Genomic DNA, 13,426 nt, shown 5'->3' with positions numbered 1-13,426 from the left:
CGCTATTTTAGAATGGTTGTTTCCGCAACCACTCGCTCATAAAACGATCGTAAATGATATACCCGCAAGGTGTCTGGTAGATCAATTCGTTGTCGAGCAGTTTCTTTAATGAAGCACTGACACTGCTCGCCGCCCGGAGTTTGTGGGCACTGATAAAATCTCCAGCCAAAACCTCTTTGACACACCCCTCGCGGGCAATAGCTTTCAACAGGCGCACCTGACCGAAAGAATATGTTTTCAGCAAGTCTGCATACATGTAACTATACTCGGATAAAATCTGCTCTGTGGCGTATGAAACCAGTTCCATATCCACATTCCGATCGTACCCGTACAGGCGGTTAAGGAGACACTGCACATACCAGGTATGACCCTCGTACTTTTCATATATTGAATTGAAAACTTCTTGATGCAATTTCACATTGTGCTCGGCAAAATGCCCTGTTGCAAAACTTGCATATTCGTCCCGTTGTATCGGACCGATTGTAAGCGGTTGCGTACTTTGATAGAACGGCCTTCTCGACGAAGTGAACATCTCCTGTATCTGATGTTGTTTGCTGCCGGCAAAGATAAAGTTTACATTGGGCAGGAACTGGATATAGGAGCGCAACAATGCTTCAACACCTTTCTCCGGATATTCAACAATCTGCTGGAACTCGTCTATGGCAACATAGCATCGTTTCTCTGACGAGCCCAGATACTCGAATATCTCTTTCAAAGTGTTTTCTTCCTCGGCCGGAGCCACATCTATCGTCACCTTAGGAACACCTGTCAATTCGTCAAAAGTAAACACGGGGCGGCAACTGCGGACAAACTTACTTATACGACTCAAAGCCTTTTGTGAGGCGGAGTCCAGCTGTCCCAACACTGTACTAGCAAACAATCGTACAAAATCGCCTAATGATTGGGTTGAATAGATATCCAAATAGAAAGTATCGATATCTGGCTGCTGCTCTTTCAAACGGTAAAAGGCATGACGGATCAGCCCGGTCTTTCCCATACGACGGGGTGCTATCAATGTCACGTTGCGTCCATTGTGGAGAGCTTCGAGAATAGCTCTGGTCTCCTGCTCCCTGTCGCAAAAGAGTTCTGGGCTGTAATATCCCGAAATAAGAAAAGGATTATTAGGCTTCATACTATTTCAATCATTCCGTTACAGATTTATCGTAACGCAAATATCGCAATAAAGCATAAGATGATAAAATAATCCGTTTAAAATTTGCAGTGCACATCTACATAAGTTGTATGCAGTCTTGAGTGAATTAGTCAATGAGCACCCTATTTTTTCTCAATATGAATTGGCACATACCTGCCAAACAATATGTATTCTGTCAGACAACAAAATTGCCTTTACCTTATTCCCGCATTCATATATGCCAATTAAATGCATCGAAAGTAGGAGGGAACATAAAGTACATCTTTTTCACTTAAAAAGTAAAGGGAACTTCTTGCAGAGTTTTTCCATACATTAAGTATTTCTGTGTAATCTCGGGAAGAAGATAGGGCGATTTTATATGACATATGGGTTTATCGAACATGATACTTATTAGTTGGTGGTTTGTGTTTGTGGCAATTGTCGTCGCATGACTTTCTTGAAATCCCGAACAATTTGTTCTCCCATATTTACAATAGTACTGTCGACTTTGTGTATTTCTACCGGTGTGACAGCGTTTTTGTATTTGGCTTTGCCCATACCGAACTTCATTTTATCTAAATTTCCCGAAATATTCAGTCCCAGTTTGAAGGGTATGGGCGATTTGAGTATGGATATGTGATAATTGAAATTCATATCCAAGTCTTGGTTCCCTCCTACGGCAGCCCGGTAGCGATCCATTTCTATTACAAACGGGTAGACAGTTACATTACCGTCTTCGACACTGATGTTGACAGAGATACTGTCGATCAAATTTCTCTCTTTGTTCTTGAAGAAAAATTTTTTCGATATTTCGGCAAAAGTTTCACCGTCGAGAAGGACGAGGCTATCGCCTTCAACATGGATAGCTGATCGTAATGAGGGTATTTTTATATTGAGGCATGAGTCTAAGCCCGACTCGGCCGATACATTGAAATCGACAGTTCCTTGAAATGACCGTAGCATGGGGACAATAGTATCTAACGAAGGAATAAAATCGACAAGTTTCCCTATATTGATATTATGAAGTTTGAAATCGAATCCGGCATATCCTTGCTCTGGTTGTCGGGCTTGATAGATCAGCGTCGTGCGCATAGTCGCATCCATTCCTTCCATACTGAGCTCTTTGAGGTGAATGGCTTGATTGCGTATATCTATTGCACCGTGTACGTTTTTGAAAACCATTTTCCCGTAACGAACCCGATTCAAATTGGTTTGTAATTCAAAATCGATATTTCGAGGAATAACGAATAGTTTTAGGGCTGTCGACGTAGTGTCGGATTCAGTTTCGATTTGAGCAGTGTCTTTTGGAAAAGAGATAGACCGAATTAACTGGTTACAATTTAGATTCTTAGAGGAAAGTGTTAATGTGGCCCGTAGTTTTTTATTGTGACGCATAGCGCCATATAAATCGTGAATCGCACCGGTCGCCGTTAAATCGGATCTTCCTATTTTCATGGTCGCGTTATGTAAAGTAATAGCTCGATTACCGACTGAAATTGCAGTCTTTTGCATTCGAATAGGTAAAGCCGATTGTGGGGTACGTACAAAAAGCCGATTAAAACCTACTATGCCTTTTGGAATCCACAAAGAGTCTTTTAATTGTTGTGCCGTTATTGTAATCCCGGCTTTGTCCATGCCCAATTTAGTATCTCCGAGACGGCAGAACAAGGTGTCGGCTTCTAATGCGAATCCTATTTCGGGTCGGGTAGGATTGTTTTCTGTCGGTTGTAATTTTATGGTTGCGGCAGTTTTTCCGCAAAATAAATTTGATGTATCCGGTAGGGATGCTTTTAGTTTGTTTGCATTTAGTTTACACTCTACAAGAGCGATTCGTGTAGTATCTTGTGGGTTGGTCGTTTTTATTAAAGCCGATAGATTGTTTATCGATGAGTTTAATCGCGTTGAGTGAAAAGCCATATTTCCTATTTCGATATGGGCTCCTAATACATCGTTTCCCACGAAAGACAGTGAAGCATCGCTCGTGAATTCGAATTTCTTATTTTTGTCTCGTAAAGCCAATTTGCTCATATTTATTTTTCCTTTGGCCCGAATTCGTCCTATGTCTTTCTTTTTGATAGATGACAAACGACAACGCACGTTCATGTCGGCATCTAATTTCCCTTCGATACTCACACCATCTTGTAAAGGAAATGTTTGTGCCAATGCAGTTAGGTCTATCGTAGATTGGGTATGAAACGAGATGTCGGGATCGCCTAATAGATCATTTACTTTGGCGTCGGCCAAGATATCGGTGTGAGCTCCTTTGAAGTGAAATATTTTAAGATCGAGATAAGATGGCGATTGTCGCATTAAGTCTATCTGTCCGAAAAAGTTGGCTTTAAGTTCATCTATTCCATAGGGCAATTGGGCATATTGGGCGGATGCATCGTTTATTTCTATTTTTAATGTAGCTAATGGCATTTTCCCTTTTCCATATAGACCTTTTAGATTGCCATTAACTGTAACGTCGCCTTTGGCCGAAACTTTTTCTTTTTTGAGAATACTTTCGGGAATCATGTGAAGGACTGTTTCCAACGAAGGAGCATGTAGCCCGTATTGCAGATCGATATCTAACGCTTGTGCGGTCGTGTCTTTACAGATAGAACCGTGTATGTCTAATTTTATGCCGTTAATCTCCATCATAGCATCGTGCAAGGAAAGAGCCCGTTTCGAACGATTTAGCTCGATGGCGGTTTGTAGGTGGGTGGCGATACGATGAGCCAGTAATTCACCATTTTGCCAGAACAGAATGTTTTTGTTGTTGAAATCCAACGTTAACGTAGACTGTTCTTTCTTTAAATTTGCTTTTAATTTAAGATTTGCATCCCATAGATTGGCGAAGACATTCGTTTCCCGATCGTCGAAAGTGACCGTGGTATGATGTAGCGAAACGTGCTTGATGTCTATTTCGTTAATAACTGGCGAAGTAGCGGTTGTTGTATCGGGTGTATTTGTCGTGTCGGCGATCAATATATTCCAGTTGGCGATTCCATCTTTTCCTTTAAAGGCGTATATGTTTGTACTATCCAATGATAATCGGTTGATACTGATCTTTTTTTGTTGCAAATAATCGACGAGATTGATTACGGCAATGGCTTTTCGAAAAGAGGCTAATGTGTCGGTACGTTGCCATAAAGAATCACGGATAGCCTTTGATACCAATGTGCCATTTTCCAATTTTATTCCAAAACGGGGAAAAGTTGAAAAAAAGGTCAGCTCTACGCTATTCATATCGAGCTTGGCATTTATGTTTTGATTGGCTACGTTTAATACGATGGGGGTCAATTTTTCAGGCGTAAATATAAAATTTATGGAGAAAGCGATTACTGCCGAGAGAAAGACTATCAACGCTCCCAGTGTAATACCCGTAATCTTAAACAATTTTTTTGTTCGGTTTTTCATATTAACACTCTTTTAGTCATACAAAAATAACAAGAAAGTTGTGAAAGCTGTTTGTATTTGTATGAAGTAAATATTTTTTAATTGATATCATACTCTTTTTACATAGCTGATAGTTGCCATAGAGTACACCGGTAGATTGCTATTTGATTCGTAGTGACACTGTTTAACAAAGAATACTTGCTTCTGAAATCCGTTTCGCCTATCTTTGTAAGAGAAGTTTTGAAAAATGATAAGGATAATATTATGTTGGCATATACATACGTTAAACCCGGTAAGTTTGAATTGCAAGAAAAGCCGAAACCCGGGTTGAAAGATTCGCGCGATGCGATTGTGAGGGTGACTCTTGGAAGTATTTGTACCAGCGATCTCCATATCAAACATGGTAGCGTGCCGCGTGCCGTACCGGGAGTAACGGTCGGGCACGAGATGGTGGGTGTCGTAGAAGATGTGGGAGAAGATGTTATAGGTATTAAGCCGGGAGATAGGGTTACTGTAAATGTCGAAACTTTTTGTGGCGAATGTTTCTTCTGTCGTCGTGGGTGTGTCAATAATTGTATGGATCCCAATGGCGGTTGGGCTTTGGGGTGTCGTATCGATGGCGGTCAAGCCGAATATGTTCGAGTGCCCTATGCCGATCAAGGTTTGAATCGTATTCCAGATACGGTAAGCGACGAACAAGCTTTGTTTGTAGGCGATATTTTGGCAACCGGTTTTTGGTCCGTACGTATTTCGGAAATTACATCGGAGGATACGATTCTGATTATTGGAGCCGGTCCTACCGGCATTTGTACCTTATTGTGCGCTTTGTTAAAGAATCCCCGGCGTATTATTGTTTGTGAGCAGTCCCCGGAAAGAATACAGTTTTTGCAAGAACATTATCCCGACATATTGGTAACTACTCCTGAACATTGCGAGGAGTTTGTTCGTAAAAATAGCGATCATGGCGGTGCTGATGTGGTTTTGGAAGTGGCGGGAAGCGAGAATACTTTCCGTTTGGCTTGGAAATGTGCTCGTCCCAATGCTATTGTAACGATCGTGGCACTTTACGATAAACCTCAAATTTTGCCCTTACCCGATATGTATGGAAAAAATCTTATCTTTAAAACCGGAGGGGTGGACGGTTGTAATTGTGCAGAGATACTTCGCTTGATAGAATCGGGCCGTATAGATACCGCGCCGCTCATTACTCACCGTTTTTCATTGAATGAAATTGAGAAAGCTTACCGTATCTTTGAAAATAGAGAGGACGGAGTTATCAAGGTTGCGATAAGAAGTGTTTGAAAATAAGATGAGTCTTTGTATAAGTTTGTAAAAAGATATTGTATTCTAAAATTATAGATTTTAGTCACAAAAGATACTTAATGGCTTAAAATTCTATAATTTCTTGGGCCGTGATTCCATTATCAAGTGCTCTGCTCAAGATAAAACTCGGCTAAGTGAAGATCTTAATGTTACAATAACTAAAACTCAGAAATAAGACTTAGACTTAAGTTCTTCAAAGGATACACCCAAGCCTGAAACGACTTTTAAATACCAGCATAACTTTGATGTAGGACGTGAGAATGCCAGGATTGCTACCAAAGAGGTTCCTAAATTGGATCCGTTTGTGCTGGCTTGGAATAAGCATATTGAATCGATTTAGTTATTTTGCCCTTTAAAATACAGTAGACGGGCTCAATGTGTTTAACTCTGATAACACTATACCTCGCCAGTGTCTTTATTTACATCTTCTTCACAAGTAGAATTGTACATTGTTAAAAATGAGAAGAATGAAATAACCTCATTTATAGGACTAAGTAATGACGGAATCGAAATATTCCCCGTCACAAGGCCGAGAATTAGGACAACAAGTTGTAGAATAAGAATATCCATCGGATAGATACGAACACAATATAAAAGTCATTCGATTCTACTGCACTTATCTGTTCCAAAATAATCGGTCGGGACAAAATCGACCTTTCGGGAAAGCTCTACCCTATATTACACCTAGTCATTAAATCGATACGATTATCGCTTATTTCATAAATACGAAATAAACGGCAAGAACAAGGCAGCCGAACGCCGCAATATGGTTCCAATGCAACGACTCTCCTTTAAAAACTACGACCGAAAATAAAGTGAATATGATTAAGGTTATTACTTCTTGTATTACCTTTAATTGCATAAGACTAAACGGTCCTCCATTCTCTCTAAATCCCAATCGATTAGCTGGTACTTGGCAACAATATTCGAACAATGCTATACCCCAACTAAGCAATATCACACCATAAAGCGGCCAATTATTGATAACCTTCATTTCTTGCAATTTCAAATGCCCATACCAAGCCAGTGTCATAAACACATTAGAAACAATAAGTAATCCTATCGAATATAATCCTTGCATTGCGTCTTATTTTGGAGTGCAAAGTTACACGAAATAGCAGTAAATAGAATAAATTTCATAGGTCAAATTTATCAAAAGCTGTACAATAAAAGTCCCCTTCAAAAATTATTTCCCCTCGATATATTATCTCTATATTCACATAATATAAAAAATAGGCTATACTTCGGTAAAATCAAAAATTTGATTTTGTCATCAATTATATTATCTTTGTAAAAGTATATAGTAAAACATTGTATGAATAGAACCCATATTGAAACTTTTTCATACCAGTTATCTCCTCAATACTATTTTAACAGACTGCTGAAAATCTGGTTACATAATAATTGGGGGTGGCTTCTATCTTTTTTCCTCCTTCTCGTGGGGCTATCCATTCAAAACCCTCTATTTATTTATGTAGGACTTATCATTTTATTTTTGGTATTTCCTATGATCATCTCTTACCTGTGGTTCGCTTATGCTCTACACCCCGATTGCCGTATGTCCATACTTTCAAAAACAGTCGAAATAAACAAAAACGGCCTTTCTTGTACTTTCGACGATGGACGAACAGAATCCATAGTATGGGAACGAATTACCCGTATACGTTATACCTCGACAGACATTATCTTCCACTTATCAAACTATATTTTTTTCATTTTACCATACAATTCGTTCAAATCGAATGACGATTTAGAATACTTCTTAAAAAATTTTCTCGCTCTCAACATTCAGAATAAAAAATAATTGTATATTTGAGTACAATTTTTCAAACATGAAAATGTTCAGACAAATTCTAAAATATTCATTTGCAGTCCTAATTGTCTTCTCGACAATCTTCTCATCGAGTGCACTGACGCTTGACGAAGCACGAGAGTTGTACAAGGCCGGTAAATACAAAGAAGCCGCTCCTGTATTCAAGGCACAACTGAAACGCCGCCCCAATGATGGATCGTTGAACCATTGGTATGGAGTATGCCTTTTTCACGAGAAAAAATATAACGAAGCTGAAAAATATCTGAAAATAGGGGCTAAACGTAAAGTTCTCGAATCGCCTCACTATTTAGCAGACATGTATATGGCTCAATACCGCTTTGAAGATGCCATAAGCAGTTATGAAGAATATACAGCTGCATTGTCCAAAGCGAAAAAACAAATACCCGATTCTATCGGCAAAGCCATAGCTCGTGCACGTAGAGCGAAATTAATGTTGCAATATGTCGAACGGGTACAAATCATAGATAGTTTGATAGTTGATGCCGATTCGTTTTTCAAGTATTTCAAAATGTCCCCCGAATCTGGACGGATAGGAACGAATAAAACACTAGGCATAGATATTCCCGAAAACACGATCGGCTATATTCCCCAACGCGGAGACAATGTATTTTTCGGATATCCCCTTGAAGGTAAAGGATATGAATTATGTACAAAAAATAAACTGATAGAAGGGAAATGGAGTGACATCATACCGTTACCCAATGGTGTCAATACAGAACAAGATGAAGCCTATCCATTTTTTCTCAACGACGGAGTTACACTCTACTTTGCCTCAAATGGAGAAGGTTCGATCGGAGGATACGACATATTTATCACCCGTTTAAATCTTGAAAATAACACCTACTTGAAACCCGAAAACGTAGGTATGCCTTTCAATTCGATATACAACGATTACATGATGGCAATAGACGAAATGTTAAACATCGGTTGGTTTGTATCGGATAGAGAACAAATTCCCGGAAAAGTGACAATCTATCTATTTATCCCGAATGAGAGCAAACAAACATATAACATCGATGAAATCAAAACCGATATCAAATCGCTAGCTCTGATTCGATCTATTCGAGAGTCTTGGCCAGAAAATGCAGATTATACCGATTTATTGCAACAATTGGACAATATCAAGGAACCCCAAAAAGAGACTCGCCCCGATTTCATCTTTGCAATTTGTAACGGAATCCATTATACTAAACTTGACCAATTCGTCAGTCTTGAAGCTCGCAATCTATATGTAAAGTCCAAAGAATTACGTAAGAATATCATTCAAATAGAAACTAAGCTCTCGGAACTGCGATCTCAATATGCTAAATCGAAAGGCACAACTTTAAAAAGACTATCGTCCGAAATTCAAAATTTGGAATCGCAACTACTCACACTCTATCCTCAACCGGAAAATTACGAAAATCAGGCTCGAAAGATAGAACTCGATAATTTGCAAAAGGAACATAGATAGAACCTAAATCTAAGAAATATGTTTGATATATTAGCTGTTACACTACTAATAATATTAGCGCTAGTTCTGGCGGTACTGGAAATATTCTTTCTTCCCGGAATTACCATCGCAGGTATATGTTCGGTCTTATTTTATGGAGGTGGAATTTACTATGCCTATTCGGCCTTCGGGACAAATGGGGCTGTAATAACATTATTCATTGCAGCCGTCACTACTATTGCTGTCATCATAGGATTTATGCGATCCCGAAGCTTGGACAAAATGTCTCTGCATACCGAAATAAGCTCGGTAGTACCCTCCCCGATAACCCCTGATATTAAAGTCGGTGACATGGGAGTAACACTAAGTAGACTAAACCCTATGGGAAAAATCATCGTGGGAATCCACACCATCGAAGCCCGCGCAGATAATGAACTGATTGACGAAGATACACCTGTAAAAATAATCCGCATAGAACCCACGGTAGTCATTGTTTGCAAAGAAACAGAAAATGAAAAAACAGGGAATAATATAAACACTTCTAAACAAAAATAAAATTATGGTAGGATTAAGCGTATTTCTTCTAATTGGCATTATTGCCATACTCGCTGTATTCTTTTACTTCGTACCTTTCCTTTTATGGATTTCGGCACGAGTATCGGGGGTAAGAATCTCTCTTATCCAATTATTCTTGATGAGAATCAGAAAAGTACCGCCACAAGTCATTGTTCGAGCTATGATTGAAGCCCACAAAGCCGGACTTAAAACAATCACGCGTGATGAATTAGAAGCTCACTATCTGGCCGGAGGTCATGTAGAACGCGTCGTACACGCACTCGTATCCGCTTCGAAAGCTAATATAGATTTAGGCTTCCAAATGGCTACCGCTATTGACTTAGCCGGACGCGATGTATTCGAAGCCGTGCAAATGTCTGTCAACCCGAAAGTTATCGACACACCGCCGGTTACAGCCGTGGCCAAAGACGGTATACAGTTAATAGCCAAAGCTCGTGTAACAGTACGGGCAAATATTCGTCAACTAGTCGGCGGTGCAGGTGAAGATACCATATTGGCTCGTGTAGGAGAAGGTATCGTGTCGTCCATCGGCTCGTCCGAGTCCCACAAACAAGTTCTTGAAAACCCGGATTCCATATCCAAACTAGTATTGAAAAAGGGGCTTGATTCAGGAACTGCATTTGAAATCCTCTCCATTGATATAGCCGATATCGACATCGGTAAAAACATTGGAGCCACCTTGCAAATGGATCAGGCACAAGCCGATAAAAACATCGCACAAGCAAAAGCAGAAGAACGTCGGGCCATGGCTATCGCTCTCGAACAAGAAATGAAAGCCAAAGCACAAGAGGCAAGAGCAAAAGTAATCGAAGCCGAAGCCGAAGTTCCCAGAGCTATGGCGGAAGCCTTTCGTTCGGGAAATCTCGGAATCATGGATTATTATAAAATGAAAAATGTCGAGGCAGACACAGCCATGCGTGAATCGATAGCCAAGCCATCGAGTAAACCCGAGAAATAACGAAATCAAGTAATTAGAGAATGAATCGGACATTATAAAAATGTGTATACTCCAAGTAACAGAAAAAAAAATACTTAGATATACGAAACTTTTTTAGTCCGACGATTGTTATATAAGTAACAAAGAAAAATAAATAATTATGATTTACGAATTGCCTCCATTACCTTATGGTATTAATGATTTAGCCCCTGTAATCAGTCAGGAAACGATAGAATACCATTACGGTAAACATGAACAAACTTATATCGATAACCTAAATAAACTTATCGAAGGAACACCCTTCGCAGACAAGCCTCTCGAAGAAATCATCAAAGAAGCCGACGGAGCTCTATTTAATAATGCCTCCCAAGCATGGAACCACATATTTTATTTCTTCACATTCTCCCCGAATGGGAAAAAAAGTCCACAAGGGAAGTTGGCAGAAGCTATAAATAAGAAGTGGGGAAATTTCGAAAACTTCCAAAAAGAATTTGAACAAGCAGGGACTACTCTATTTGGATCTGGTTGGGTCTGGTTATCCAAAGATAAAGACGGAAATCTGGTTATCAGTAAAGAAAATAATGCGGGCACTCCTTTGACCAAAGGACTTACTCCTTTGTTAACGTTCGACGTATGGGAACACGCCTACTATATCGACTATCGCAACAGACGAGCAGAGCAATTGCACAACCTCTGGAAAATCGTCGATTGGTCGGTTGTTGAATCAAGATATCTATAATTCGCATAGTCGCGCGTGAGCGTAACTCTATCTAGCACTTTAAAATAAGCATAATGTGATGAATTCTAAAAAAGAGATGCTGCGTGAGCAGCGTCTCTTTTTGCATTTAAAAATTCAAAGATAAATTCATATAGACAAAAAAAATCATAGTTTTTCTATACATTTAATGAAAAATTCATATATTTACTTTTCAATTAGATGTAAAAACTTTATTTTTACTTTATAAATCACAAAAACCAAAGGAGTAAAATGGCTACAAAAAAATTTATCCTTGCAGAAAAAGACATACCACAAGCATGGTATAATGTCATTGCAGACATGCCCAACAAGCCAATGAGTCCATTAAATCCGGCAACCAAATCTCCCCTAGCCGTAGAAGACCTCTATCCGATTTTTGCAGAAGAACTCTGTAAACAAGAATTAAACACTTCCGACGCATGGATAGAAATCCCCGAAGAAGTACGCGATATGTACAAAATATGGCGTCCTACTCCTCTTGTCAGAGCTTTGGGGCTCGAAAAAGCATTGGCCACTCCTGCACACATCTATTTCAAGAACGAAAGTGTAAGCCCTGTTGGTTCTCACAAACTAAATTCGGCCATACCACAAGCCTACTATTGTAAAAAACAAGGTATAACCAACATCACAACCGAAACCGGAGCAGGACAATGGGGGGCTGCACTCTCTTTAGCCGCAAAAGCATTCGGATTGGAACTTGCAGTCTACATGGTTAAAGTGAGCTTCCATCAAAAGCCCTATCGACGTTCTATTATGCAAACATTCGGCGCACAAGTTATTGCTTCACCCAGTATGTCGACCAAAGCAGGACGTAAAATATTAACCGATCACCCCAATTATCAAGGAAGTTTAGGTACGGCAATATCTGAAGCGATAGAATTGGCAATGAGTACTCCCAACTGTAAATATACTTTAGGTAGTGTACTCAATCACGTATCTTTACATCAAACAGTAATCGGGCTAGAAGCTGAAAAACAAATGGAAATGGCTGGCGAATACCCCGATATTGTCATCGCTTGCTTCGGAGGTGGGTCCAACTTCTCGGGAATTTCATTCCCATTTTTACGCCATAAATTAAAAGAGGGAAAAGACATTCGGTTAATCGCAGCCGAGCCTGCCTCCTGTCCCAAATTGACCAAAGGAATTTTTCAATACGATTTTGGAGATGAAGCGGGCTATACACCTCTACTGCCCATGTACACTTTGGGACATAACTTCTCCCCGGCCAATATACATGCAGGTGGACTACGTTACCACGGAGCAGGAACAATCGTCAGCCAACTGAAAAAAGATGGCCTCTTGGAAGCCGTGGACATAGAACAACTCGATACATTCAAAGCAGCTACATTATTCGCTCAATGCGAAGGAATTATCCCTGCCCCGGAATCTTCTCATGCAATAGCCGCCACTATACAAGAAGCATTAAGAGCAAAAGAAGAGGGAAAAGAAAAATGCATCCTCTTCAATCTATCCGGCCACGGGCTCATCGATATGGCTGCCTATGACCAATATTTAGCAGGAGACCTTCTGAACTACAATTTACCAGAAGAAGAAATAGCTAAAAACATCAAGGAGTTAGAAAAAATAATTTAGTCATTCATCTTCAAAACAATAACAATCTTATTCGAGACACTGAAAAAATTTCATACCGAAAGTTTGTTCAATAAAAACAAATCGGTTATATTTGCATCGCTTTTCAAAAAGCGAACGGCGGTTTAGTGTAGTGGCCTAGCACGCAACCCTCTCACGGTTGAGACTCGGGTTCGATTCCCGGAATCGCTACAACAAGGAATGAAACCTCAAAAGATTACGTATTAAGCTTTTGAGGTTTTTCTTCCCTAAAACAGGGCTAATACGGATCAAAAGCCCGCTCGTGTTTAGCGAATCACCCCAGATTCGTTAAATAAAAAAATGCTTAAAAATACGATTCCCGCGCGGATTGATTTTAACATTGACAATCTGCCACAAAAATCCACAATCGACGAAATAATAAGTTTTACATACCCAAGGCTTCGTGAAAATGACCCTGCCTGGTATGTTGAGTTTTACGCTTT

Annotated in this window: 10 protein-coding genes and 1 tRNA gene; 8 read left to right on the top strand and 3 right to left on the bottom strand. The window is 39.7% G+C overall.

Features of this window, described 5'->3' with window-relative positions; genetic code table 11:
- Window positions 1-7: 7 nt before the first annotated feature.
- Complete coding sequence (locus HMPREF9448_RS06060; protein WP_008861720.1) at window positions 8-1,132, bottom strand: AAA family ATPase; 1,125 nt, start codon at window positions 1,130-1,132, stop codon at window positions 8-10.
- Between the two features lie 411 nt (window positions 1,133-1,543).
- Window positions 1,544-4,534 carry an AsmA-like C-terminal region-containing protein gene (locus HMPREF9448_RS06055; RefSeq protein WP_008861719.1) on the bottom strand — a complete coding sequence of 997 codons (2,991 nt, stop codon included), beginning with the start codon at window positions 4,532-4,534 and terminating at the stop codon, window positions 1,544-1,546.
- A 243-nt stretch (window positions 4,535-4,777) separates the two neighbouring features.
- Between HMPREF9448_RS06055 and HMPREF9448_RS06050 the strand changes: the two genes are divergently transcribed.
- Window positions 4,778-5,815 carry an alcohol dehydrogenase gene (locus HMPREF9448_RS06050; RefSeq protein WP_008861718.1) on the top strand — a complete coding sequence of 346 codons (1,038 nt, stop codon included), beginning with the start codon at window positions 4,778-4,780 and terminating at the stop codon, window positions 5,813-5,815.
- Between the two features lie 733 nt (window positions 5,816-6,548).
- Here the strand turns inward: HMPREF9448_RS06050 and HMPREF9448_RS06045 are convergent.
- Entirely contained in the window at window positions 6,549-6,917 is a 369-nt protein-coding gene (locus HMPREF9448_RS06045; protein WP_008861717.1) for a DMT family protein, read from the bottom strand.
- A gap of 234 nt (window positions 6,918-7,151) precedes the next feature.
- On the opposite strand from HMPREF9448_RS06045, the gene HMPREF9448_RS06040 reads away from it, so the two are divergent.
- The 7 genes from HMPREF9448_RS06040 to HMPREF9448_RS06010 all read left to right on the top strand — a co-directional run bounded on the left by HMPREF9448_RS06040 (window position 7,152) and on the right by HMPREF9448_RS06010 (window position 13,154).
- Window positions 7,152-7,640 carry a YcxB family protein gene (locus HMPREF9448_RS06040; protein ID WP_008861716.1) on the top strand — a complete coding sequence of 163 codons (489 nt, stop codon included), beginning with the start codon at window positions 7,152-7,154 and terminating at the stop codon, window positions 7,638-7,640.
- A gap of 28 nt (window positions 7,641-7,668) precedes the next feature.
- A complete protein-coding gene (locus tag HMPREF9448_RS06035; RefSeq protein WP_051008898.1) occupies window positions 7,669-9,123 on the top strand; it encodes a tetratricopeptide repeat protein in 1,455 nt (484 codons plus the stop codon).
- A gap of 18 nt (window positions 9,124-9,141) precedes the next feature.
- The gene (locus tag HMPREF9448_RS06030) at window positions 9,142-9,657 is read left to right on the top strand and encodes an NfeD family protein (RefSeq protein ID WP_008861714.1); all 516 of its coding nucleotides are present in this window, start codon (window positions 9,142-9,144) and stop codon (window positions 9,655-9,657) included.
- A 4-nt stretch (window positions 9,658-9,661) separates the two neighbouring features.
- Window positions 9,662-10,636, top strand: coding sequence for a flotillin-like protein FloA (floA, locus tag HMPREF9448_RS06025; RefSeq protein WP_008861713.1), 975 nt, complete (start codon window positions 9,662-9,664; stop codon window positions 10,634-10,636).
- Between the two features lie 139 nt (window positions 10,637-10,775).
- The gene (locus tag HMPREF9448_RS06020; protein WP_008861712.1) at window positions 10,776-11,354 is read left to right on the top strand and encodes a superoxide dismutase; all 579 of its coding nucleotides are present in this window, start codon (window positions 10,776-10,778) and stop codon (window positions 11,352-11,354) included.
- Between the two features lie 249 nt (window positions 11,355-11,603).
- A complete protein-coding gene (locus tag HMPREF9448_RS06015; RefSeq protein ID WP_008861711.1) occupies window positions 11,604-12,965 on the top strand; it encodes a TrpB-like pyridoxal phosphate-dependent enzyme in 1,362 nt (453 codons plus the stop codon).
- 116 nt (window positions 12,966-13,081) lie between these two features.
- Window positions 13,082-13,154, top strand: a tRNA-Glu gene (locus HMPREF9448_RS06010).
- Window positions 13,155-13,426: the final 272 nt, after the last annotated feature.

This window comes from Barnesiella intestinihominis YIT 11860, assembly GCF_000296465.1.
Taxonomy (GTDB): Bacteria; Bacteroidota; Bacteroidia; order Bacteroidales; family Barnesiellaceae; genus Barnesiella; species Barnesiella intestinihominis.
Note: the sequence above shows the minus strand (reverse complement) of the source record. Positions and strands in the feature narration are given on the sequence as shown.